Consider the following 26,212-nt stretch of genomic DNA (forward strand, 5'->3'; position numbering starts at 1 on the left):
ATTAAGCGTCAAAGATAAACTTACTGATACGTTTTACCGCTTCTTCGGTTGCCTTTTCTATATCATCTTTCTCCCATCGGTCTTTTGGGTATTTGGCAAGGTCAAGGGCAAAGCCGAAGCTGCTACCTACATAACCCGACTTGCTCGACAATGTGCTTCCTTTCTTTGTCTTGAACCAATCATTGCCGATAGTCTTGTTGATTATTTCCTCCAAAAGAATTTTGTTGCCAAGTTGATTGACGAGGACTGCAAATTCTTCGGGGTCTTCTATACCTGCATCAATGCGGATAATCTCGATGTTATGACCGCTTGCGGGCATAATGTGTTCTACATTGGTTCTCTCATCTATGTCGTAATATCTGTGTTGTTCCTTGGCATAGAGATATTCATTCAGATAGACAAGTATGTTCTTTTGGTACTCGCGCAAATCATCTTCTACGTCTTTGGGCTTCCATGTGTTATTGATATGTCGGTTGAAATTTTCGATAATTTCAGCCAATGAATATGAAGGCTTCACCAAATTAAAGTTCTCGTTAAAGAGGAAAGTCTTGAATTTGGATGCGGAATAACCTGCATCGCCTACTTCAATAATAGCGAATAGACGGAGCAAGCACTCTGCAAATGGAGTAACTGTTTCTTTTGTCAGCATTGACACGTCATATCTAAATAGATAGGAAACAAGGAACAGTTTGAAGTTTTCATTGAATTTCAATAGCAACTTGATTACAGGGAAATCTTTTATTGCTTCCCAAATATCAAGGATTTTCTTGAATGAGGCGCAAAGAGGAAGTGGTTCAGTCAACAACTCGGGGTGTTCGGTCAGATAATATTTGCGCAAACCGGGTGTTGTAACCTCGTTTTGCTTGTAGTGGGCTTTTGCCGCACGGTTTATGTACATGAATTGTTGGAGCACACCGTCAATATCCACAATCTTCTTCTGCGCAAGTTGGTTGGCTGCGGCATTGATTTTCTGCCACTCGGCAATGAAAGCATCTTTGCCGTCATCACCGGCACGAGAGTAAAGTTGTGCCGAGATAATGTCGGCATCTGAAAGCGGCATACCTGTAGAGTTCAACGAGTTGAACATCGTTATCGCTTGTTCTATCTGCCAACTCTTGATTTCGATAATCTGGCACTTTGACAAGAATATCTTGGCAAAATTGTTTAGATTGGATTCTTTATACTTCGAGAGGCAATCGAAGAAGTACTTGAAGTTGCGGAAGAAGTTGGTATATTTATTATCTTTCTGTTTGCGAGGAAACTTGTGAACAGATCGCTCTGCTTCTTTGAAATTTTCCGCTTCAATGATTAGGCGAAAATCATCTTTGTACAATTCGTTGATAGAATTGTTTTCAAGAATGGTAATGCCGCGTGCGTTATCCCAATTGGCTTTCATATCCACCTGCTTGTCATCATCAGCCTTATAAAGTATTCGGCAAATGGTGTCATAGCTTCTATTCAAACCCATAAACAAAGCCGCTGTGTCAGGACTGAAATTGAAATTGTCTAAAAGGTCTTTCAGACAAAGTTGCAAAGCCTTAAGAAGCAGGAGAAAAGTAGTGGTTCTCTGTTGTCCGTCAATAAGGCTTAAATGATTGGGTGTAGAACAATCAATGATTACAGTACCGAAGAAATAAGGGTCTTCAGCGTCTGAATCAATGAATGTTTCGATGTCTTGCCAAAGTTTTGCACAATGCAACGTAGTCCATGAGTAGGCACGTTGGTATTGAGGAATCTCGAAAATGTCATCACGCTCCAATAGGGTGTATTCGCTGATGAGCCGTAGCTTGGGTTCTATATTTTTTGTTGCCATATTTATGGAATAAAGCAAAAACTCCTTCGCTATCCCTGCGAGGCTGACCAAAGCCTATGAGATGAGCGAAGGAGATTCGTATGTTGTTTCAATTGTTTTCTCAGGTCATTAGCAGTCCGATAATGAGTGCAAAGGTAGCGATTCTTATCGGTTTTCCCTTGCTCTTTAGGAAATAAGTTTAGTAAGGGAAGCGATTGGTGAACTCTTCAAATCCATTCAACACAAGATATCGTTGGCTTTGGAATTATCCAACTTCGGAGGATAATTCAGTTCCCTGCAAGGGCAAGGCGTTTTGAGTTACCCGAATCGTTTCGGGTAACTCAAAACATACCTTGCTGTGTTCTTTGACGAACATAAAAATCCGTCTGAAACGGATTGAGAGTAGCCGTCATTTCAGACAGTGTAATCTGTAACAACTGTAATTGACATATTGCTTTTGTAATTGATGGAAAATGTGATAGATATATAACATTGCCTACTTTATTAATTTACTGATTGATAAGTATATCGTATTGTGAATTGCAAAAATTACCATTCTATTGAAAATGTTACCAAGTGACCAACCGCACGATTGTTGTTCCTATCAAGAAATTGAAAATATAGCCAACATATCCATATACTGATTACATAGTAGGACAGCATCATTATGATAGACAATATCAACCAAAAGTGCAGTCAGCTTAAAATGCCCCGATGGTCGTAGTAGGATTCTTAATGCGGCTCTAAGAGCGGAGGGAGTCGAGTTTCCAAACTTCCGTTTCTTGTTTATCCGACATTTTTTTATGCGTTTTCTTTTCGCATCGGTCGTTTTCGTTTCGGGTGCTCTAAAAAGGTCGGGATTAGAAGATGCAAGGTTTTTCGGAAGAAATACTACCCGAAAGGATTGAGGCGTGGAGATTTCTTCCGAAAACAGAAGGCTTGACCTTGCTTCTTCGTAAAATCCCGGAATTACCTTTGCACCCCAAACGGAAATGACTGTCTGATGCGATGGGCAGAAAACGTATTCCGTGGAGGATAAACAGAGAGAAACGGATGAACCGATTGATAAGGAAGTCCATACATCATAAGCAAGGACAGTATTCTGCCAAAACAATTCCAAAAAAACGCAAAGAAATCACTCGAATATCTGCAGAAAAGTATTATTTTTGTAATCAGTAGAGTTGATTGAAGTCTTGCAAAACATGGAATACCGAAGCATTCTGTATCTAACTAAATCGTAACCTTTTAAGGTTTGTAACTCACAAAGAGACTATCTAACTCGTTTACTTTCAATTACTACAAGAAAAGTTAGTAACTTCAATCTACATAGCACTAAGATACCAAAGTAAAATGCCGATAATCATATCGACACCATTAGACATCTATCTGAAAAAAAACTAAAAATAATGATTTATAGATTATAATTACTACATTTGTCTTGATGTTGATAATTGCTATATGTTACTTCACTATTCTCTGAATAGACATACTAATTTATGCATACTCCAGTAAAATCGACATAACAGTTGCCTTAAATAAAAATAACCCGTTGGCGAAATTAAATATCTGATGCTTAAAAAGTTACACATATCACCGACTATTAACACATTAGTAGTACTCAAACTATTAATATTGAATCAACATATACATATTCGCAAATTTTTTCGACATATGCAAACATCTTGCGGGAAACTTAGTCAGCGAAAACTACGGAATGGGTTATTACCATTCTTCAATAAATTAACAAACAAAATAACGTACCCATTAACAGAGTTAAATACGCAATAAATCACCTCCGCCAACGGGTAGAAATATTATTATTAAACATGAGTGATTTTAAAGAAATATATGATAAATACTATAATAAATCTATTATGTTTGCTTTTTATTATGTACGTGACAATTGTATTGCTGAAGATATAGCTTCAGATTCGCTTGTTAAATTATGGCAAGTAATGACAAAAGAATCTGTTGAAAATATACCATGCTTATTAATGACAATTATCAAGAATAAAGCACTGGATTATCTGAAAGCAAAACAACGTTACGATGAAAGTGTAAAAGAGCTAATGGATTGGCAGCAACAAGAATTGTCTATACGTATTTCTACAATTGAATCATGCAACATTGATAATATCTTCTCATGTGAAATTCAAGCAATAGTTTCAAAGACATTGTCTGAGCTTTCTCCTATTTGCAAACAAATTTTTGAAATGAGTCGATATGAGTGTATGTTAAATAGACAGATAGCAGAAACACTAGGAATAAGCGTAAAATCTGTTGAATATCACATAACTAATGCATTAAAAAAGCTCCGTATATCTTTGGCTGACTACCTGCCAATTATATGCTTTATGATTTATTAACACACCAATCTGACTTATATATTAGGGTATTGTCATTTATAGTCGTCTATTATATAGTTGACAATAAATGGCAATTAAACTATGAAGGATGAACTTTTACTCTTGTTTTTTCAAGGAAAAACAACTAATGAACAGTCTCGTTTAATTACAGAGTGGTTAGCTTCTGATAAAGAAAATCTAAAATATTATCAGAAGCTATGCCAAATATTTACCATCTCATTTTGGTCTGAAGAGAGGTCTGAACAAAATATTGAAAAGGCTGCAACTACCAATAAATTATATATTATTAAAAATATTGCACGTATTGCTGCCATATTTTTAATTGGTTTTTTTCTGAATAATTTAATTGATTATTATACTGATAAAGAAGAAATCTTGCAAGAACTTTATGTCCCCATTGGACAAAATGCTCAATTGACGTTGGCGGATGGTACACGCGTTTTTATCAATGCAGGTAGTACACTGAGTTTCCCTAATAATTTTAATACTAGCGAGCGCAAGGTTCATTTGAGTGGTGAAGCCTATTTTGAAGTTAAATCTGACAAAGACAAACCGTTTGTTGTATCTACTTCACAATACAATATAACAGCCTTAGGTACAACTTTCAATGTTTATGCATATCCTAACAGTAAACAATTTGAGGCTTCACTTTTATCCGGTAGTATTAAAGTTGAGAATTGTAATTTGGAAGAAGCTATTTATCTAAAGCCTGATCAACGAGTAGTCTTATCTGATAACCAACTAAAAGTATGTCCCATTCAAAATAAGAATTATTTCTTATGGTGCAACGGTATTCTATATTTTGATGAACCATTAATGTCAGTTTTCAATAAATTAGAAACTTATTTTGATGTAACAATAGAAGTAGCTAAGGAATCATCTGTTATAACTACACCACAACGCTTCGTCGGTAAGTTTAGAATGCGCGACGGACTTCAACATATACTTAGTGTATTGCAAGTGATGTATTCATTTGCGTATGAATTAGACGACGAAAGTAATACAATATTCATCAAATAATAAATAAAAAATAATGCCTATGAAGAAATGAGTAAATAAAAAAATCAGTAAGTGCTGCAACACTTACTGATTCGGGACTTAGCACCCCAAAGAAGCTTATAATTTAATTGAAGTACTAAAATCTAATCAATGCAAAAATATGAATAATAATTTGTTTAATCAGTTTATATGTAGACAAAAATACCATTTACCGGTAATAAAAATCTTTTTTATTTTATTTTTAACCAGTATATCTTCTGCTTACGCCTTTGAATCGGAATCGCATAAGTTAAAAGTCACAATCAATGATAAAAATATAACAGTTGCTAAAGCCATAGAAGAAATAGAGAGACAGACAGAGTTACTATTTGTGTATGATAAAAATGAGATTGATACCAAACGCAAGATTTCTTTATCGGTAAAAGATGAAAGTGTTACTGTAACATTAAATAAAATATTTGATGGAACAAATATTGGCTATCAAATAGTAGGTAAAAATATAATCCTTCAAGTAAAAGGTAGGCCCTCTGGCAATGGCTCAAATAAAAGACTAATCATTAAGGGTAAAGTTGTTGATCAAAATGATGAACCAATTATTGGAGTGAATGTTATCGAGAAAGGAACTTCTAACGGAACAATCACTGATATTGATGGCAATTATACCTTAGAACTAGATAAACCAGCTAAATTAACATTCTCATATCTTGGATATAACACCAAAGAATTATCTGCTAATAAAGAAGGAACTTATTATATTACCTTATTTGAAGATGCCAAGTTATTAGAAGAAGTAGTAGTTGTTGGATATGGTACAATGAAAAAAAGTGATGTAACAGGGTCTATATCTTCTGTTGATATCGGAAATGTATCAGACAATCCAGTAGCTAGCGTTGATCAATTATTGAAAGGTCGTAGTGCAGGCGTCTATGCTAGTACTATGAGTTCAGAACCTGGTGGAACTACTAATGTTGTTATACGCGGTGCTAGTTCTTTAAGCGGGAATAATCAGCCGCTTTATGTAATTGACGGAATTCCTGTTGACGCCGTAACTGATGTACCCAATCCATTTGGTGATAATTATCAAGCTCCTACAAATGCATTATCTATGCTTAATCCTCAGGACATTGAAAGTATGGAAGTATTGAAAGATGCTTCAGCTACAGCAATATATGGCTCGAGAGGAGCAAATGGTGTTGTTCTTATTACAACTAAGAATGGTAAAGAAGGAAAGCTAAACATTAATATATCTTCATCTTTATCAATTAGCAATGTAATAAACAAAATTGATGTTCTTACTGGACCAGAATTCGCTCGGTATCGCAATGAAGCTCTGACAAATAGTGGGTCTGACATTATCTACGATGGCGTTAACAACCCTTCACCAGATGAAGTGAATTGGATAAATTGGCAAGATGAGGTATTGCGCCAAGCTATCTCACAAGACCATCGTATTTCTATAAGTAGCGGAGATAAAAATTCATCTATTTTTATTTCAGGAGGATTCTCTGATAATCAAGGTATAATTGATAATACAGAGTACAAAAAGGCTGATTTCCGTATAAACTATAACAAGAAGTTCAATGATAGGCTTAAAGTCACTACAGCTATATCTTTTGCTAATATTGACGCTAATATGAGTGAAACTAATGGTAATGGAGGAAGTATGAACCGTAGTGCCATAAGATCAATGATCAGTAAAAGTCCCATAACAGATGTAATTTCTGATTATGACGAAGAAGATATGTTGGAAAACAATCCTAAGAATTGGGTTACTGATTATACTGATGAAGGTAATGAAAACACCTTGAATATGAAGCTGGATTTACAATATGAAATCACAAAATGGCTTGATTATCAAATTCGTACTGGATATAATTATCGACAAAAAGAACGCAGTCGTTACTATGGACGTACCATATATCCAGGAAAAAGTAATGATGGTTTGGCCGGGTATTCGAATATCAAAAATGTAGGTATTGTAGTAGAAAATCTTATTCATTTTAAGAACCTAAATTGGGGAAAGCACTCATTAGATGGAATTTTAGGAGCAACTTTTAGTCAGACTGATAATAAAACGTATTCTGTAAAAGCTTCTAAATTTCCAGATGATATATTAAGAGCAAATGATCTATCTTTGGCAGAAGTGTATAGTCCATCGCATAACGACAGATATCAGTCACGTTTACTATCCTATTTAGCTAGAGTTAATTATCAATATAATTCACGTTATAGCTTAACCTTATCTTTCAGAGCTGATGGATCTTCAAAATTTGCTCCAGGTAATAAGTTTAGTTACTTCCCTTCTGCAGCATTCGCTTGGCGTATCAATGAAGAAGAATTTATGAAAGATTTCACGATGATATCAAACTTAAAATTACGCTTAGGATGGGGACAAACTGGTAATCAAGGTATTAATCCGTACGCAACTTTACCTGTTTATTCAAGTACTCAATATACTTATGGTAGCACGATTTCTAGCGGGTTATATATATCTAACTTGAAAAATTTACAGCTCAAATGGGAGAATTCTCAACAGACAAATCTAGGTATAGATGTAGGCTTCTTTAATAACCGATTAAACATTGTAGCTGACATATATAAAAAAAGAAGCAAAGATATGCTCATATATAAAAATCTACCTCCCTCAACAGGTTTCACTAAAACTTGGGTGAACTTTGGTGAGGTATCAAATAAAGGATTTGAATTATCTGTTGATGCCGCTTTAGTGAATACCAAATCATGGAATGTTAATTTGGGTGGAAGTTTCTCTTTAAATAGAAATAAAATTTCAAAATTAGGTCTCCCTGAATCACCTTATGGTTACGTCCAGTATTTTGGAACAAATATTCACAATGATGGTGATATACAGTCTCCGGCTAATACCTTTATTGAAGGCAAACCTATAGGTCTGTTCTGGGGATATAAAACTGCCGGCGTATATCAAAGTGAAGATGAAATCAATGCCTGGATTGATCAAATGGAGAAAGCACAAGGTTCTAGAAATGAGAATTTTCTTTTTGGCGTTAAACCCAAACCTGGCGATATTATTTTTGTAGATCACAATAATGACGGTGAAATTAACCAATTAGATAAGCAAATTATTGGTAACCCTAACCCGGATTTTGTATGGGGAATTAATGGAGATATTAGTTTTAAGAATTTTAATTTGTCTTTCTTATTTAATGGTGTACAAGGACGCGATATTTTAAATGCTAATCTGAATCGTGAAACCACTTTAAGTGGGGATTATTATAATATTCGTTCGAGTGCTTGGGAAGGACGTTGGACTGGACCTGGGACAAGCAATTATTATCCAAGGGCATATATGTCAATACCCTACAGAAATCAAGTCGTTGATCGTTGGGTTGAAGACGGCAGCTATATTCGTCTGTCAAATATAACCTTAGGATATACCTGGAAATTTAAGACATGCAAATATATACAAGATTTGAAGCTCTTCATTTCTGGAAATAACCTGCTGACATTTACTGATTATAGTGGATTCGATCCTGAGGTTGACAGCTTTGCTGGCGATTCTTCTAGAATGGGTATCGATAATAATTCATATCCTAGTACTAAGAGTTGGCGATTTGGTATTAATATTAATTTTTAATCTTGAATAATATGAAAACTAATTTATATAAAGTTTGCTTGTTAGTAGTTTCCTTCTGCTTAGTATCTTGTGAAGGTCTACTTGATGAAAAAATATATGATTTTCGTACAGAATCTAACTTCTATAAAACGGAAGCAGATTTTTTTACTGCTATAACTGGAGCATATGCTGGGCTTCAAGAACATAATTATTTTCGAAATGTATACTTTAGTCTTTTAGAAGGCTGTACAGGACAAACTACTAATAATGCCGGTAGTAAGGAAAGATATACAAAAACCTACACCTCCACTTATGGAGATGTACAAAATCTTTGGAAATGCGTATATGCTAATATTAATATATGCAATGATATAATTTTAGGTATTAGCAACAATACTGAGGTTTCTGATGATATTAAGAATGCTTATATTGGAGAAGCTAAATTCTTGCGTGCTATGGATTATTTCAATTTGGTCAGAATTTATGGTGCATTACCTTTAAGACAAGAACCATCTCAAGGCTTCGCCAATGCATTTATGGAGCGTACATCAGAGGAAGAGGTTTATGACTTGATTATTGATGATTTAAAATTTGCCATGAGTGTTCTTCCTGATAAAAGTCCTGATGCAGGTAGAGCTACCAAAGGTGCTGCAACAGGTTTGTTAGCAAAAGTCTATCTTACATTAGCATCGACTTCTAAATATGAAGAAAATATAAATAAGCGCTATGCTTTTGCGTCAAATTCTATTCAAAAGTATTATACTTACGCTCGTGATTACGCTTTAACTATAGTAGAGTCTGAACAATATAGCCTATTAGAGGATTATAGCTATCTTTGGGATTTAAAGCATGAGAATTCTAAAGAATCATTGTTTGAAGTACAATTTATACGTCAATCAACAGGAAATGGTATGAATATCCCTCAACTGATTATGCCATCTGCTTCAGGTCGTTGTGGGCTAAAAGGAAATGGCTGGTCTTCATACCGTAGCACAAAGTATGCTTATGATGAATTTGATAAAGGAGATTATCGCATAGAATCTACCTTTCTTGGAGGTGCTGATGGCATTTGGGAAAAATTGACTAATGGTATTCCAAATGGTAAAACTGGTAAATGTTATCCAGCTAGTAAAACAGGTACCACCCAGTGGCCTTTGTTGGGAAAATACCAGGATCCGTTTGCTGATACTGCTAATAATCATGAATGTAATTTTATATATCTTAGATATGCAGATATTTTATTGATATTGGCAGAGGCAGAAAATGAAATTAATCCACTATCAGATGTTGCTTATGATGCCATCAATAAAGTTAGAGCACGTGCTAGACTTGCCGGGTCAACAGTAAATGCAATCCCTGCCGATTATGAAAATATATCTTCACAAGATGAATTTAGGCAGTTAGTATGGAAAGAAAGACGATTAGAGCTAAATTCAGAGTGTCACTTATGGTATGATTTAATACGTACAGGTCAGTATAAAATATATTTAGACGCGTATAATGCACATCCTCAGAACACTGCTAAAGATATTGAAATGCCATTCTACGAAAGAAATTTATTATTTCCAATCCCTGCCGATGAGATTAGTAATAATGAATCCATCTCTATATCAGATCAAAATCCAGGACATGTATAATCCTATTAATAGTAAAGTTACAATGAATAAAACTAAAAATATTCGATATATCCTATTATTATTTTTTATAGGCTTTGCTAACTCTAGCTGGGGCCAGACTTATGAATATAATTTGTGTGACCAATCAAATGATATTGTTACCCATTTGAATCGTGTATCAGCTGAAATTACGAACAATTCTCTTTCTAAAATAAAAACTCGTGATGATTGGGAACAAGTCCGTAGTCAATACTATAGAAATTTTGTAGAAATGATGGGAATTGAAGAGTTCCTTAACGACAAGTTGACTAATAGAAAGGTGAATTATAAATTAGTAGGTAAAATTCAAATGGATGGATATCATATTCAAAAATTATGGTTTGAATCTTTTCCCGGCTTACATGTGCCTGCAAATGTATACATTCCAAATAATATTGTTGGAAAAGCACCTGCTATTGTTTATTTGAATGGGCATAATAGCCTACAAAAAGTAGGATATCAAAGCCATGCGCATCGATTTGCAAAGTGTGGTTACATTTGCATCATTTTTGAGACATTAGAATTAGGTGAAACTCAAGGAATACATCGTGGAGAGCAGTTCCATAATAATTTTAATTGGTATAGTAGAGGATATTCTTCTGGTAGCATAGAATTAATAAACTCAATATGTGCTGTAGATATTTTATGTCAGATGCCTCAGGTTGATACCAATCGCATTGGTGCTACTGGGATATCCGGTGGTGGAGCTTACTCTTTTTATCTAGCAGCTGTGGACAATAGAATAAAAGCTGTTGCACCAGTTTGCGGCGGTTCAACGTTAGAGTCACATATTGGGCAACGAACAATAGACCAGGCATGTGATTGCATGACTCCCACAAATACTTATTTATGGGACTATTCAGATATAGGCGCACTTATAGCTCCCCGCCCTATGTTGATTGCACAGGCAGATAAAGATTGGTATTTTTCTCTTGATGCTGTAAAAAAAATGTATGGCAAAATCAAGACGATCTATGACATATATAACAATCTTGATCAACTATCTTTATTGGTCACTCCTGGTGCACATGCGTATCATGAACTATCATTAGTAAATATCATTAATTTTTTCAATAAACACTTTAATAATGGTGCATCGAATTATGATAAATTAGCTGATATCGATAAAGAAGAGTTGCCCGTTCTATCTGAAGAAGAGTTATCTGTTTTTGGTAACAATATTCCTAAAAATGATATTCATGGAGTTATTCAAGATGTTTTCACTAAAAAAGCATCAATTCCTACATTGAATAGCATAACCGAATTGACTAAATATAGAGATAATGTGAAAGAGAAACTCCTTGAAAAATCTTTTTTAGCATTTCCTGAAGACACAATTCCATTTAATGTTAAACATACTTATTCAGCAGAAAATGCTGATAAACCATGGAGAATTTATGTATCGTTAGATGAGTATACATTTTGTACTGAGAAAGATTGGAGACTCAAAATTACTTTATATCGTAACCCCCAAAAAACTAAAAGAGACCTGCTAGTTTTACTTAAGCATCCAACAGAAACAACCAAAGAAGCTCTAAAACGTGTTTCTCCATTAAAAGGGAAATATGATATAGCTATTTTTGAAACAAGAGGAGTAGGAGATACGGGATGGAATTCATCTCTTGACAGATTTGTTAGAAGAGCGGCTGCTTGGACAGGAAGAACAGTGGCTTCAATGCGCATATATGATACATTGAGATGTTTATCATTCATACGCAATTATTTCAATAATGCTTATACAAATATCAGTATTGGAGCATCTAATGAAATGTGTGTAGTGGCCATGTATACCGCTCTAATGGATGGAAATGTGCAAAATTTATTAATGATGAATCCGCCTAGATCTCAAGATACAGTATCGGAAAACTTAGGAGAATCATTCGAGATACTAAATAGTTTGCAGATAATTGATTTACCACAATTAGCAGGAGCCCTCTATCCTATAGGCATGCAATTTGTCGGCGAATATCCTTCCAGTTATGAGTGGGCAAAACAACTATATAAGAGATTTGGCTATGAAAATAAATTCTGTAAGATTAAGGATGTTAGCCAATTTGTGACAGAATTTTAAATAGTATTAGTCCAATAAGATAATATTAATCAAATTAATAAATACTTTATATTTTTATTAAATTAGACATAAAGTTACTATGATGAAATATAGTTATAAAAGTTCTATTCACATAACAAAGAAATATTACACTGTTATTTTAGTGTCTTTATTTTGTTTAACTCCACAACTGCTGTTCGGAAAAAACGATATATATAAAAAAGATTGGATTGATTTAAACAAAAATGGAGTTAAGGATGTGTATGAAAATAAATCAGCTCATATTGATGCTCGTATCCAAGATTTATTAGGTCAAATGACATTAGAAGAAAAAAGTTGTCAGTTAGCCACCCTTTATGGTTTTGGACGCGTGCTTAAAGATTCTTTACCTACTGAAAGATGGAATAATGAAATATGGAAAGATGGTATCGCTAATATTGATGAACAACTAAATGGAATTGGAGCAGGCAACCGTAGAAATCCACATCTAATTTATCCTTTTAGCAAACACGTTGAATGTATAAATATCATTCAACGTTGGTTTATTGAAAATACACGATTAGGTATCCCCGTTGATTTTTCCAATGAAGGTATTCATGGGCTAAACCATGTCAAGGCAACTCCTTTACCAGCTCCTATTGGTATCGGTTCTACTTGGAATCGAGAATTAGTACACCAAGCAGGTACAATAGTTGGAAAAGAGGCTAAACTGCTTGGATATACAAATGTATATGCACCTATCCTAGATGTCGCACGTGACCCACGTTGGGGTAGAATAGTAGAGTCATACGGTGAAGATCCATATCTGATTAGTGAACTTGGAATAAAAATGGCAGCAGGTATACAAGAACAAAATGTTGCAGCTACATTGAAACATTTTGCAGCATATAGTATGCCTAAAGGTGGCCGTGATGCTGCCGTACGTACAGACCCACATATATCCCCACGTGAACTTCATGAAATACATTTGTATCCCTTTAAAAAAGTAATACAAACAGTAAAGCCTAAAGGTATTATGAGCAGTTATAACGATTGGGATGGTGTGCCTGTTACTGCAAGCCATTATTTTCTAACCGAATTATTAAGACAAGAGTATGGATTTCAAGGATATGTTGTAAGTGATAGTGAAGCTGTTGAATATGTATACTCAAAACACCATGTGGCTGATACTTATCAAGAAGCTGTTCGCCAAGTTGCTGAAGCTGGTCTAAATGTTCGTACTAATTTTTCACACCCTAAGAATTATATTTTAGAAATCCGCCAATTAGTCAAGGAGGGCAAACTTTCCATGAAAACAGTAGATCGTCTTGTTGCTGATGTTTTGCGGGTTAAATTCGAACTGGGACTATTTGATTCTCCTTATGTGAAAAATCCTAAGGATGCTGATAAATTCGTAGGAGCTGAATTAAACAAAGATTTTGCCCTAAAAATACAACAACAATCCTTGGTTCTATTAAAAAATGATAATCAATTACTTCCATTGGATAGAAATAATATACAAAAAATTCTAATAACAGGTCCGTTGGCAAAAGAGACAAATTACATGGTTAGTCGTTATGGTCCCCAAAAATTAGAAAACATAACCGTATATGATGGTATTAAGTCTTTATGTGGAGAAAATATCAAGATAGCTTATGCTAAAGGCTGCGATGTAAGGGATGCGAATTGGCCTGAAAGTGAACTTTTTCCATCTCAGTTATCTGTTAAAGAGCAAAATGATATAAATGAAGCAGTAAAGGCTGCTCAATCCTCTGATGTAATAATCGCTGTTTTGGGAGAAGATGAAAATTGTGTTGGTGAAAGTAAATCGCGTACATCTCTAGACCTCCCGGGGAAACAGCAGATTTTGCTAGAGGCATTGCATAAAACCGGAAAACCGATTGTCCTAGTTTTGATTAATGGTAGACCTCTCACTATTAATTGGGCAAATCGATATATTCCTTCTATTCTAGAGGCATGGTTTCCCGGTCAGCAAGGAGGTACAGCTATTGCTCAAACGCTTTTTGGAGACTATAATCCTGGTGGACATTTGACTGTTACTTTCCCAAAGAGTGTTGGTCAAATAGAATACAATTTTCCATATAAACCAAATTCACAAGCTGGACAAAATCTAAAAGGCGATGATAATGGTTCAGGACGAACAAGAGTGCTTGGTACTCTTTATCCTTTTGGACATGGGTTGAGTTACACCACATTTGATTATAGCAACTTACAAATATTACAGCCAACCTATAACTCTCAAAGTCCCATCACAATCAAAGTTTCTGTAACTAACACAGGAACGCGCAAAGGTGATGAAGTTGTTCAGTTGTATATCAAAGATAAAATAAGTAGTGTTACTACATACGAATCTGTTTTACGTGGTTTTGAGCGTATATCATTATTACCTAAGGAAACCAAAACAGTTACGTTTAAGCTGAATCCTGAAGATCTCATGATTTTAGATAAAAATATGAATTGGTGCATAGAACCTGGAGAATTTGAAGTCATGATAGGTCACTCATCTGAAGATATTCAAATATCCAAGAGTTTTTTCATAAAATAAGCAATAAGTTACAATTGAATTTACCTTACAAATTAGCTATATAACCGAAATTAGTTTATAAATTCCTTATTTAATAATTTTAGAATGAATAAATATTTTAAACTCTTATCTCTGTTGATTATATGTGGTGCATGTGATAAAACTCCACAAATAGTTGATACAATAGAAGATAATTTTGAATTTGCAGATCAGCAATTGAGATATGCAATATCTCAAATAGATAGTACGACTGTTAACTTTACAAAGGAAGAAATTGAAAAACAATTAGTTTGTCCTCGCAGCATTAATACAGAAAACAAATTAATCATGATTCCATCAAAGGATTGGTGTAGTGGCTTTTTTCCTGGAGAACTATGGTATATGTATGAATATACTGGAAATGATTATTGGCGTAAAGCTGCAGAAAAGTATACTGCACATATTGAGCGTGAAAAGTTTAATGGAAAAACTCATGATATGGGGTTCAAAATCTATTGTAGTTTTGGAAATGGGTATCGCTTAACTCAAAATGAAGCTTATAAAAATATCATGATTAAAGCGGCTGAGACTTTGATTATTCGATACAACCCAAATGTTGGATGCACCCGTTCATGGAATCATCATAAACATAAATGGCAATTCCCTGTAATTATTGACAATATGATGAATCTTGAGCTGTTATTTTGGGCATATAATCAAACTAAAGATAAAACATTCTATGATATTGCAGTAAGTCATGCTCGCACTACTTTGAAGAATCATTTTAGAAATGATTTCAGCTCTTATCATGTAATAGACTATGATACTATAACAGGTGAAGTATTAAAACGTAATACTCATCAGGGCTTTTCGGATGAATCCGCATGGGCTAGAGGGCAAGCTTGGGGATTATATGGTTACACAATGTGTTATAGAGAAACTCACATACCAGAGTTCTTAGAACAAGCAAAGAAAATAGCAAATTATATTTATACGCATAAAAATCTTCCAAGTGATAAAATTCCGTACTGGGATTTTAATGCTCCAAATATTCCTAATGAAGTTCGTGACGTTTCTTCTGCAACAGTCATAGCAAGTGCGCTTTATGAACTTTCTAAATATGATACGAAAAAATCAGAAAAGTATATTTCTTGGGCTGATACAATTATTAATAATTTAACAAATACTTATCGTGCTAATTTGGCTCAAAGTTATGGGTTCTTATTATTACATAGTACAGGTTCAGCTCCTCATGATTCTGAAGTAGATGTTCCTCTTGTATATGCCGATTATTATTTCCTTGAAGCTCTACTTAGAAGACAACAGCTTACAACCGTACCAAAAAGTTGAAAGATGAAGAAAGTCCGATAAATATTTCCACAATGTGTAATAGTCAAGACTTGTTGTGACATTTTTTTGTCCGATAGTAGAACAAAAATGTCAGAATAAGCCTTCACTATTACACGTGAAATTAACTATTGTGATATATTACAGCAAGTTCTAAAGTATCTAAATCAAAAGTAGATTCTCCAGATAGGGATAGTTCATTAATTTGCTCTATCTGCCGACTTTTGTTACCTTCAATTAACCTATCACCTTTTTAATAAATTCCTTCCGACGTCATCTGTATCCGTTTCATGGTTCCATCTTCATTATAATACAGACGTTCTATACAGACTGAGCGCCGAAAACTTCCGCCGGCAGTATTGATGCTGCCATTGTGATATATGAAATACCAGTTGCCTTTAAACTCGATAATGGCTTGATGATTTGTATTGCAGTTACCTGCCAATTCGTTCAGAATGCCTTTATATTCCCAAGGGCCTGTAATGCTGCGGCTCATGGCATAACACAGCTTTTCGGGAAATTCTGCGGCATAGGAGAGATAATACCAATCACCGCGTTTATGAATCCAGGGAGCTTCCGTAAAGCGAGGAAGGTCGAGAGGAATAATAGGGCCGTCCAACTCTATCATATTCTTTTTCAGTTTGGCAAAATAGCACTGACTGTTACCCCAACACAAGTAAGCCTGTCCGTCATCATCAATAAAGACGGTGGGATCTATATCATCCCAGTAGCTTTTGCTGCGGTCGGTCGTCATATCATTAGTGATGAGGGCGGAACCGCGGGCATCGACAAACGGGCCTGTCGGCGAATCGGATACGGCTACACCGATAGACTTACCCGGAACGGTTTTATGCTCTACCGTCACATACCAATAAAATTTACCGTCGCGCTCTATTACCTGACTTGCCCAAGCTTCACCCTTTGCCCAAGAAAAGTCTTTCGCTTTTAAAGGTACGGGGTGTTCCGTCCAGGTCTTGAGGTCGGGAGAAGAAAATATACACCACTCTTTCAAGTCGTAGTGCTCTGCCGGAGGAGGACATTCATCATGACCGCCATAGATGTACACTTTTCCGTCATGCACCATTGCTGCCGGATCTCCAATAAACTTATACTTTACTATCGGGTTTCCCGTAGCAACAAAGGTTGTGTCACTTTGTGCCGACAGCCCTTGCGGGACTGTCAGCATCAAAGAACCAACCCAAAACAAAAACCAGTTATTCATAATTTGATTTATTAAAAATTTAAAGAGTTAAGGGGAGTTAAGAATTTAAAGAGTTAAAGAGTTAAACTCATCAATATAATTAACTTATACTATCTGTCATTCAGAGCGTAGCGAAGAATCTACTCTCTGAATGTATGCGTAGGGAAGAGATTCTTCGCTGCGCTCTGAATGACAGAAACTGATAATATAGAATAATTCAGAGAATATACTTAAGGAAGTCAAAGGCCGATGGAACAAGTATTATAAGGAAGAGTATCGACCTTTAACTCCTATTTTAATATTTCAAGATATATACTGCAAATGTAGCGGGTTCCAAATCCACGTTCAATGCCTGTCCGCCAACATTCAGAGACGTTTCCTGCGGTACGATTGCCATCGGATTCTCAATCGTATTATCCTTATCCATGTCTGCGGAAGAAAGCTTGATGCAGCGGGCTCCCGACAGAACATCTTTCTTCTTCAGACCGTTAAACTTCAGTGACAAAGGTTGTACCTTATCCGAAGTATTGGCTACCTTCACAATTATTTCCTTCTTATTCTTGTCGCATACGGCACTTGCAAACAACCCGTTCTGCCCCTCAGCACCCGTTACAGGCTTCTTATCCATAGTCAGAGAGAGAACATTCGTACCTTTATGTGTTGCAAAAAGCTGCTGCACATAGTAGCTTACAGTACGTACGGAGTTCAGGTTGTCGAACCATATCATGTCCGGACGCCATTGCCAACCCTCTACATGGGCAAACAACGGTGCATAAGTAGCCATGTGCACAATATCCGCGTTCCGCTCCAATCCGGTCATAAAGGCTGCTTCGAGTAATGAAGCGTGGAAATGATTCCACTTCTTGCCTTTGCCGTGACACGCATATTCTCCGGCAAAAACTTTCGGGCCCTTACGGTCGTAGTTATCATAGCGTGCTCCCTGACTGAGGAACCATGATTCGGGGCGATAGAAATGCTCGTCTACCAAATCCGCTTTCAGTCTTTTCATCTCCGGCCAAAGATAATCGAACTGTTTTCCTTCGGAATCGGGACCGGAGCTGCCCACAATCTTGATGTCGGGATAGACCTTACGGATAGCCTTGACAAACGGTTCCAGATGTTCGGGATATTCTTTTCCCCACTGTTCGTTGCCGATACCGATAAACTTCAGATTGAACGGTGCGGGATGTCCCATTTCGGCACGTACTTTTCCCCACGGCGTATCAACAGCTCCATTCGCAAATTCTATCAAATCGAGTGCATCCTGAATATAGCTGTCCAAATCGCAAACAGCCACATGCGCATCCGCATTCGGGTTCTGGAATTGGCAAGCCAAACCGCAACTCAGTACCGGCAACGGTTCTGCACCAATTTCCTCGGAAAGTTGGAAGAACTCATAAAATCCCAAACCGTAACTTTGGTAATAGTCGGGGAAGAAACGATGCGGGAAAGTATAGTGCCAACGGTTCTCATTCAGCGGACGGTTCTCTACCGCACCAACCGACTTTTTCCAGTCGTAGCGTGATGCAATATCAGTACCTTCCACAATACATCCTCCGGGGAAACGGAACACACCCGGCTTTATGTCTGCCAATGCCTGCGCCAAATCCTTGCGAAGTCCGTTCTCATGTCCTTTCCAAGTATCTACCGGGAAGAGGGAGATATGTTCCAAATCCACTGTTTGCGGTGAAGCCAGGAAGATACGGAGAATGGCTTTCGGGTTAGTCACTTCCGACTTTAAGACCACTTGATATTTCTTCCACTCCTTTGAATCCACCGTTACCTCGGCTGTGGCAAAAGCCTGTTGCTCGCCCATGGATTTTGTATCGGCCAGTTCCACACGAATCTTGCTTGCTGCATCTCCTTCCGGTACACGTGCCCATACGGAAAAACGATACTCCTCCCCTTTCTTTACGCCGATACCGAAAAAGCCTTCATTGTCCAATCCCGTTTGCTTATGCGGATGTCCGGCATACGCCAGACGCACATAATGCGGGTTCCTTTCAAAAGGGCCGTCGTCTTTCAGAGACACTTTGCCGAATGTCTTCCACCCCATAAAAGGTTGTGGAAACTCAAACGAGCGGTTTTTCACAAGTTCGGCATACAGACCGCCGTCGGCAGCATAATTGATATCTTCGAAAAACAAGCCGTACATGGTAGGCTGAATTTCCGCACCGGGTTTCCCGGCTTGTATCACCAATTCATTTGTTTGTGCTTGAAGTGCCGAGCCTGCTGCAAGGGCCAACACCGCCAATAATCCTTTGTATTTCTTCATGGTATAAAAATGTTTATATGATTATTTAATTCTCTTTCCCCATACAGACCTGCCACGACTGTCCAAGCCTGTGAAAAGAACGGTTTCCGTTTCGTTCTCCCAATCATGTCCGGCAAACACAATCAGATTATCCACGCACTCGCCTTCCAGCGTCAAAGATAATAATTGCTTTGCTTCCAAGAGATTCCAGTTTCCTTTATTTTTACCTAAACATCCATTTTTCTCAAAAGACAGTATGCTCGAAAGGTTCCACTCTTCGTCTTTAAGCTGACCTTCGCCCCACAAAATCTGCCCTGCCTCCAAGCAACGCTCATAAGCAGGCTCCTGCACACGTACAATCTCCCATTCGCCTGCCATATCAGCTGCCGAAAATTTACGGGGAGCGCTACCGGCATAACGTTCGGGCGATACCACCGGCCAACCGTCAGGTGTAAAGAATACTTGACGCAAATGGAGATCCATCATCTGATTATGCGGAGACAAACGCCCCTGATGCGCCATAAAATATTGTCCCTCATCCGATGTAAATACGCCACAGTGTGCCGTACCTGCCCATCCCGGATGATTATTGAAACGGTACGGAGCGGTCAGTATCGGAAAATTGTTGGTAGTATCTTTCAGTTCCACACCGAAGAAATCGGTGAACGGACCTTCTGCCTTATCCGAACGTCCTACCCGCACGTTATAAGTGGTCATCAGCGGATCGTACGAAACAAACAGGTAATATTGCATCAGTTCGGAATTATAAATAATTTCGGGAGCCTCCAGGTTATCTTTCCAATAAGTGGCGCGACGGGCGGTAAGATGTCCTTGATCTCCCTCTTTGACAGGAAGTCCCGTTTCGGGATTCAACTCCACACAGTACAATCCGCCGAAGAACGAGCCGTAATGCATCCACCACTTCCCGGTAGCGGAATCAACAATGATACTCGGATCAATGGCGTTCATGACCGAAGTTTCATCGGTCTTGACCACACAACCGCGTTGCGTCCACGGACCTTCGGGTGATGCGGATTCCGCCATACCTATATAGGACGTGTTGCGACCGAAAGCCGACACACAATAATAGAGCCTGTATATATCGCCAAAAGGAATGATATAGGGGGCCCAGATATTGGTAGCCCCTTTGCCGCCTGTATGAGCGTGTACCCATTGTACGGCTTCCTGCGGTATTTCGGGAAAAGCCCAACCGATGAATTCCCATTGAACAAGGTCTCTGGAACGGCGCATTTGTATGTAGCCTAACGGAACATCTTTCTCCTCGGCTTCCTTACGGTTCTCACCCAAAATGGCATCGGTGGAATACATATAATAATAGTCGCCCAGTTTGCGGCACGACGGATCGTGTACATTGTAAGTTCCCCACGAGCGGTAATTGTCCATAGAGGACAAAGCGGAATAGTCATCCTGCCAAGGATTGGATGAAGCCACAGGAACAAAAACCGGAGAATTGCAACCGGCAAATGAAACTCCCATAGACAGGACAACCATACATAACAAATTTCTCATAATATCAGTAAATAAAAAATTACATTGCAAATGTACGCCATGCCCAAAGCACAAGAGGTGGATATATGAACTTTTGAGGTGGACAATCCGACAACTTTACAAAAAAGACCGCAGACTTATTAGGGTTGTCACAAGTAATCTATTAACTTTGCTTTCGCTAATACCAATTGATAAAACAATGCATAAGTTTTTCCACCTTATTATATTATATATCGCTTTGGCAAATCCCGCTTTCCTGCGGGCGCAGGAGTCTTTTACCGACCGGTACAACACTATCTATATAACCATGGACGAGGGGCTTCCCAGTAATTTCGTCGACGATATATACAAAGACAGGCAAGGCTTCCTTTGGATTTCCATGTCGGGCGGCGGACTATCCAGATACGACGGTTACGAATTCATCAACTTCACTCCGTCCACCCCGCATTGCCGACTCAAAAGCAACTTTATCCGCAAAGTCCACGAAGACAACTTCCGGCGGCTTTGGGTTGTTTCGGAAGGAGGTACGGATATTATCGACCTCACAACCATGCAATCCGTACTGCCCCATGACTCCCGCAAGCTGTTGGAAACGCTCGTCAAGCAACCCGCCTCCATGATTACACAAGATATCAACGGATGTATCTGGCTATATTGCGGCAACAGCCTGCACCGCATCGCTTTCCGCACCAACGGAGATATAGAAAGCATCCATTCGCTGGAAGTCTCCAACCCTTACCGATACGACATCACTTTTAAGGATGTTGAAAGCGAGGGAAAAGTATGGATAGGCATCAACGGCCGATTATACAAAGTGGGCATGACCGCACAAGGCACGCTGAAAGAAACGCTGATTGCCGATTGCCTGAGTTTTGCGCCGGACCTCTATTTTACGGACTTCATAGCCAAAGAGAGTGAAGTTTGGATTACCACCGACAAAGGGCTGTACCGATATAATAAAAATGAGAACATAGTGAAACAATATGTGCATATTGCCGGCAATCCGCATTCCCTCTCACAGAATTTCCTGACCTGCCTTGCCGTAACCAACGACAAACAACTGCTGGTTGCCAGCCTGAAAGGTATCAATATATACAATCCTATAAATGATAACTTTGAGCGCATAAGCGACCGGGCATCCAATACCGGCAGCAAAATGCTGAACAGCAATTTCATCAACTGCATCACCGTAGAAGGGAAACATATCTGGGTGGGAACCGAAAGCGGCGGCATCAACAAAATGACAGCCAAACGCCTGTCCATACAGAATTACCGATACGATAACAAAAACCTCCAAACAATTTCCCACAATCCGGTGAACGCCATTTACGAGGATTATAGCGGCAACTTATGGGTAGGTACGGTAGAAGGAGGATTGAACAAAAAGGCGGCGGGCAGCGACAACTTTATCCACTATACGCACGAAAGCGGCGCACTTACCCACAACTCGGTAAGCGCCATCACCGCCGACGGACAGGGCAGATTATGGATTGGTACGTGGGGCGGCGGCATCAACCTTATCAATCCGCAAAACCCCCAGCGCAGGATAGAAGCAATCACCGCCGCGAATGAAAACAACTACCCCATCGACTTTATCGGAGTGCTGACCTACGACTCCATCAATAACGGTATGTGGATTGGAGCCAACCAAGGATTATTCTTCTACGACCTCCGGCATAAGCGGCTCCGCTCTCCGCTCGCCAATGGCGCAGCCGAAAACATACGCGGCTGCATCGGTTCTATCATAGACAAAGACGGACAGCTGTGGATAGGCTGTCTGGAGGGCGTCTATATCATCGATCTCCACTCCTGCCCCGCTTCGTCGCCGGACGGAGTTTTTCTGTACCGCCACCTGAAATACAAACTGGACAATCCGTCTTCCGGGCTGATAGAAAAGATATGCTGCTTCTACGAAGCTCAGGACGGCACATTATGGCTGGGAAGCAATGGCTACGGCATATACAAACGCAGGCAAAACGAACGCGGTGAGGAACAGTTCATCTGCTACAATTCCCTGCACGGCCTGCCCAACAACAGCATCCGCAGCATTCTGGAAGACGACAAAGGATGCATCTGGATAGCTACCAATAACGGACTGTCACGTTTTCAGCCTGCAGAAAACCGTTTCGTCAGCTACAACCGGCAGGACGGTCTTGCCGACACCCAGTTTTACTGGAACGCCGCTTACCGTTCCCGGCACAGTAAGCTCTACCTCGGCACAGTATCCGGGCTGGTTGCCATAGACTGCAACCTGCCTACCGTACCCACCCAGTCTTCAAAAGTACGGTTCACCCGCTTGAAGGTAGGCAACGAGGAAATCTTCCCCGGCACCGACCGACTGCCGCTGGATATTGCCGTAAGCAAGGAAATCTGCATTCATGAACGTGAAAAATCTTTCTCACTGGAGTTTTCCGCACTCAACTACGAGTCCGACAATACCGCGACCTACAGCTACCGCTTGCTTGGTTTTGACAACCGGTGGATACACGTACCCGGCAACCGGCGTTTTGCAACCTACACCAACTTGTCTCCGGGAGACTATACGCTGCAAGTGAAATATACGCCCTACGACCAAGCCGAAGAAGAGAACATAACGGAACTTCAAATCACCATCCGACCCTATTTTTACAAGACGGCATGGTTTATATTGATTATAATCGTACTGGTCGCACTCGCCGTCTGGCAATTCTACCAATGGCGCATACGAAGCCTGAAAGAGCAAAAGGAAAGGTTGCACCTGAAAGTGGAGCAACGTACCCATGAACTGAAAAAACAAAAACAACTGCTGGAGGAACAGACCGAAGAGCTGTCCCGCCAAAACCAGATGCTGAAACAACAAAACGAGAAGATTACCCGGCAGAAGGCGCAACTCACCAAGATGACACGCAAAATACAGGAACTCACTCTGGATAAAATTGCGTTCTTCACCAATATCACACACGAATTCCGCACTCCGATTACTCTGATTATAGGCCCGATAGAGCGTGCACTAAAGCTGAGTTACAATCCGCAGGTAATTGAACAGCTGCATTTTGTAGAACGCAACTCCAAATATCTGCTATCGCTCGTCAACCAGCTTATGGACTTCCGCAAAGTGGAATCGGGCAAGTTGGAAATAGTGAAAACGAAAAATAATTTCCTGAAATTCGCCAATGAGCTGATAGTTCCTTTTGAGGTTTTCGCCAAAGAAAGGGGTATCACGCTGAAGCGTTACTACCGGATGCCTTTGCCTGAAATATCCTATGACGAGGAAGCGATGCACAAGGTCTTGACTAATCTGCTGAGCAATGCCATCAAGTTCACCCCCAACGGAGGAAGTGTATCTCTGTTCATAGCCTTGCTGCCATCTGCCGAAGAGGGCAAGTCAACGCTTTACATCTGCGTCAGCGACACCGGAAGCGGCATTCCCGATGAGGATACAAACAAGATATTCAACCGCTTCTACCAGTCGCAAGGACAAACCAAATATCCCATGTACGGACAGGCGGGAAGCGGCATCGGGCTCTACCTGTGCAAACGCATCGTACAAATGCACGGCGGTGAAATCCATGCACAAAACAACCGCACAACCGGTTGCTCATTACGCATTCTCCTGCCGGTAACTCCGGAAAACAGCACAACGGAGACAATAGCCGAAAGCACCCCGCAGCTTACGGTGACCGATACGGTACAGACATCCGAGAGTACCGGAAAGGGCCTTTCCATTCTGGTTGTAGAAGACAATGCGGATATGCGCGGGTATATCCGTTCCATCCTGCGGGACAAATACAATGTACTCGAAGCCGCCCACGGAGGAGAAGCCCTGTCCATACTAAACTCGCATGCGGTAGACTTTATCATCAGTGACCTGATGATGCCCGTTATGGACGGCATCGAACTGTCCCGCCGGGTAAAGGAGAACTTCACCATCTCCCATATTCCTTTCCTTATGCTGACCGCCAAAACATCACAAGAGTCACGTTTGGAAAGTTACCGCATAGGGGTAGACGAATATCTGCTGAAACCGTTTGATGAAACACTGCTGCTTGCCCGAATAGAGAATATCCTTGAGAACCGCAAGCGCTATCAAAAGAAGTTTGCCATTGACATGGACGTAGATGCCTTGAATATGGAAGAAGAGTCGGGCGACAAGAAGTTCCTCAACCGCATCATGGATGTCATTAAGGAGAACTACAAAAATTCCTATTTCGAGGTCAGCGATTTCTGCGAAGCGGCAGGTGTAAGCAAGAGTCTGCTGAACAAGAAACTGCAAAGCCTTGTCGGACAATCTGCCGGACAGTTCATACGAAACTATCGCCTGAACATTGCCCGCGAAATGCTGCTGAAAAACCGGGAGAACAAAAGCATGAATATTGCGGAAATTGCATATGAAGTAGGATTCAACGACCCCAAATACTTCACCAGATGTTTCACCAAATATTTTAATGCAACGCCAAGTTCCTTGCTCAACGAGGAAGAATTCTGATTTTCAACAAACGCCGTCAGACTGTATAAGTTATTGGAGTTCCTCTACCACCCAACGTTCAATATTGCGCGTGGTGTTACTGAAGTTCACCCCTATCTTGAGCACTTTGCGGCTGTCCGCGGCAAAAGGCAACGCATACTGCTTATCATTGATTTGATGCAAAGCCTCTTCGGCAGTGCCATCCAGTTTGAACTCCATGACATAGATGTACTTGTCGGTTTGCAGCACCAAGTCTATTCTGCCCTGCGAAGTGTGGTATTCCGCTTTCACATAAAAGCCCACCAGCCTAAAGACGATGAAAAGTACATTCTGGTAGTGCAGCTCCAAGTCCTTCACCAGTTCGTAAGGCGTATCGGCGCCTCAATCTTATTGAAACGAGTATAATAAGGGATAAGGAACTTCACAAAACCCTCCTCCACCTCACGATTAGGAAAACCGAGACGGTAAAGGCCAAACTCTTCATTATACCCCTTTATCGT

12 protein-coding genes and 1 pseudogene are annotated in these 26,212 nt (G+C 39.3%); 8 read left to right on the forward strand and 5 right to left on the reverse strand.

The genetic code is table 11. From position 1 onward, the window contains the following. Position 1: 1 nt before the first annotated feature. Positions 2–1,813, reverse strand: a complete 1,812-nt coding sequence (locus KG118_RS08300) for a DUF262 domain-containing protein (protein WP_117712694.1) — start codon at positions 1,811–1,813, stop codon at positions 2–4. 1,805 nt (positions 1,814–3,618) lie between these two features. Between KG118_RS08300 and KG118_RS08305 the strand changes: the two genes are divergently transcribed. From KG118_RS08305 to KG118_RS08335, 7 genes are all read left to right on the forward strand, one after another. Then, complete coding sequence (locus KG118_RS08305; RefSeq protein ID WP_117712695.1) at positions 3,619–4,158, forward strand: RNA polymerase sigma-70 factor; 540 nt, start codon at positions 3,619–3,621, stop codon at positions 4,156–4,158. A gap of 81 nt (positions 4,159–4,239) precedes the next feature. After that, the gene (locus KG118_RS08310; protein ID WP_117712696.1) at positions 4,240–5,178 is read left to right on the forward strand and encodes a FecR family protein; all 939 of its coding nucleotides are present in this window, start codon (positions 4,240–4,242) and stop codon (positions 5,176–5,178) included. A 139-nt stretch (positions 5,179–5,317) separates the two neighbouring features. Continuing rightward, positions 5,318–8,770: a TonB-dependent receptor gene (locus tag KG118_RS08315; RefSeq protein ID WP_117712697.1), complete on the forward strand. Its 3,453-nt coding sequence runs from the start codon at positions 5,318–5,320 to the stop codon at positions 8,768–8,770. Positions 8,771–8,781: 11 nt separating this feature from the next. Continuing rightward, positions 8,782–10,386 carry a RagB/SusD family nutrient uptake outer membrane protein gene (locus KG118_RS08320; protein WP_117712698.1) on the forward strand — a complete coding sequence of 535 codons (1,605 nt, stop codon included), beginning with the start codon at positions 8,782–8,784 and terminating at the stop codon, positions 10,384–10,386. A 22-nt stretch (positions 10,387–10,408) separates the two neighbouring features. Beyond that, on the forward strand, positions 10,409–12,475 hold the full coding sequence (locus KG118_RS08325; protein WP_213388403.1) for an alpha/beta hydrolase: 2,067 nt from the start codon (positions 10,409–10,411) through the stop codon (positions 12,473–12,475). 82 nt (positions 12,476–12,557) lie between these two features. Next, positions 12,558–14,999, forward strand: a complete 2,442-nt coding sequence (locus tag KG118_RS08330; RefSeq protein ID WP_117712711.1) for a glycoside hydrolase family 3 N-terminal domain-containing protein — start codon at positions 12,558–12,560, stop codon at positions 14,997–14,999. An 84-nt stretch (positions 15,000–15,083) separates the two neighbouring features. Beyond that, complete coding sequence (locus KG118_RS08335) at positions 15,084–16,307, forward strand: glycoside hydrolase family protein (protein WP_117712700.1); 1,224 nt, start codon at positions 15,084–15,086, stop codon at positions 16,305–16,307. A 250-nt stretch (positions 16,308–16,557) separates the two neighbouring features. On the opposite strand, the gene KG118_RS08340 is transcribed toward KG118_RS08335, so the two are convergent. The 3 genes from KG118_RS08340 to KG118_RS08350 all read right to left on the reverse strand — a co-directional run bounded on the left by KG118_RS08340 (position 16,558) and on the right by KG118_RS08350 (position 21,289). Further along, positions 16,558–17,526, reverse strand: a complete 969-nt coding sequence (locus KG118_RS08340; protein WP_199598811.1) for a glycoside hydrolase family 43 protein — start codon at positions 17,524–17,526, stop codon at positions 16,558–16,560. A 274-nt stretch (positions 17,527–17,800) separates the two neighbouring features. After that, on the reverse strand, positions 17,801–19,780 hold the full coding sequence (locus KG118_RS08345) for an alpha-L-arabinofuranosidase C-terminal domain-containing protein (protein WP_117712701.1): 1,980 nt from the start codon (positions 19,778–19,780) through the stop codon (positions 17,801–17,803). A 21-nt stretch (positions 19,781–19,801) separates the two neighbouring features. Then, positions 19,802–21,289 (reverse strand): arabinan endo-1,5-alpha-L-arabinosidase, encoded by a 1,488-nt coding sequence (locus tag KG118_RS08350; RefSeq protein WP_117712702.1) that lies wholly within the window; start codon positions 21,287–21,289, stop codon positions 19,802–19,804. A 178-nt stretch (positions 21,290–21,467) separates the two neighbouring features. Here KG118_RS08350 and KG118_RS08355 point away from each other — a divergent pair, with 178 nt between their 5' ends. Beyond that, entirely contained in the window at positions 21,468–25,733 is a 4,266-nt protein-coding gene (locus KG118_RS08355; protein WP_117712703.1) for a two-component regulator propeller domain-containing protein, read from the forward strand. A gap of 30 nt (positions 25,734–25,763) precedes the next feature. Here the strand turns inward: KG118_RS08355 and KG118_RS08360 are convergent. After that, positions 25,764–26,212: pseudogene (locus tag KG118_RS08360) on the reverse strand (PD-(D/E)XK nuclease domain-containing protein); the annotation flags it as partial.

This window comes from Bacteroides propionicigenes (assembly GCF_018390535.1).
In the GTDB taxonomy this organism is placed as follows: Bacteria; Bacteroidota; Bacteroidia; order Bacteroidales; family Bacteroidaceae; genus Bacteroides; species Bacteroides propionicigenes.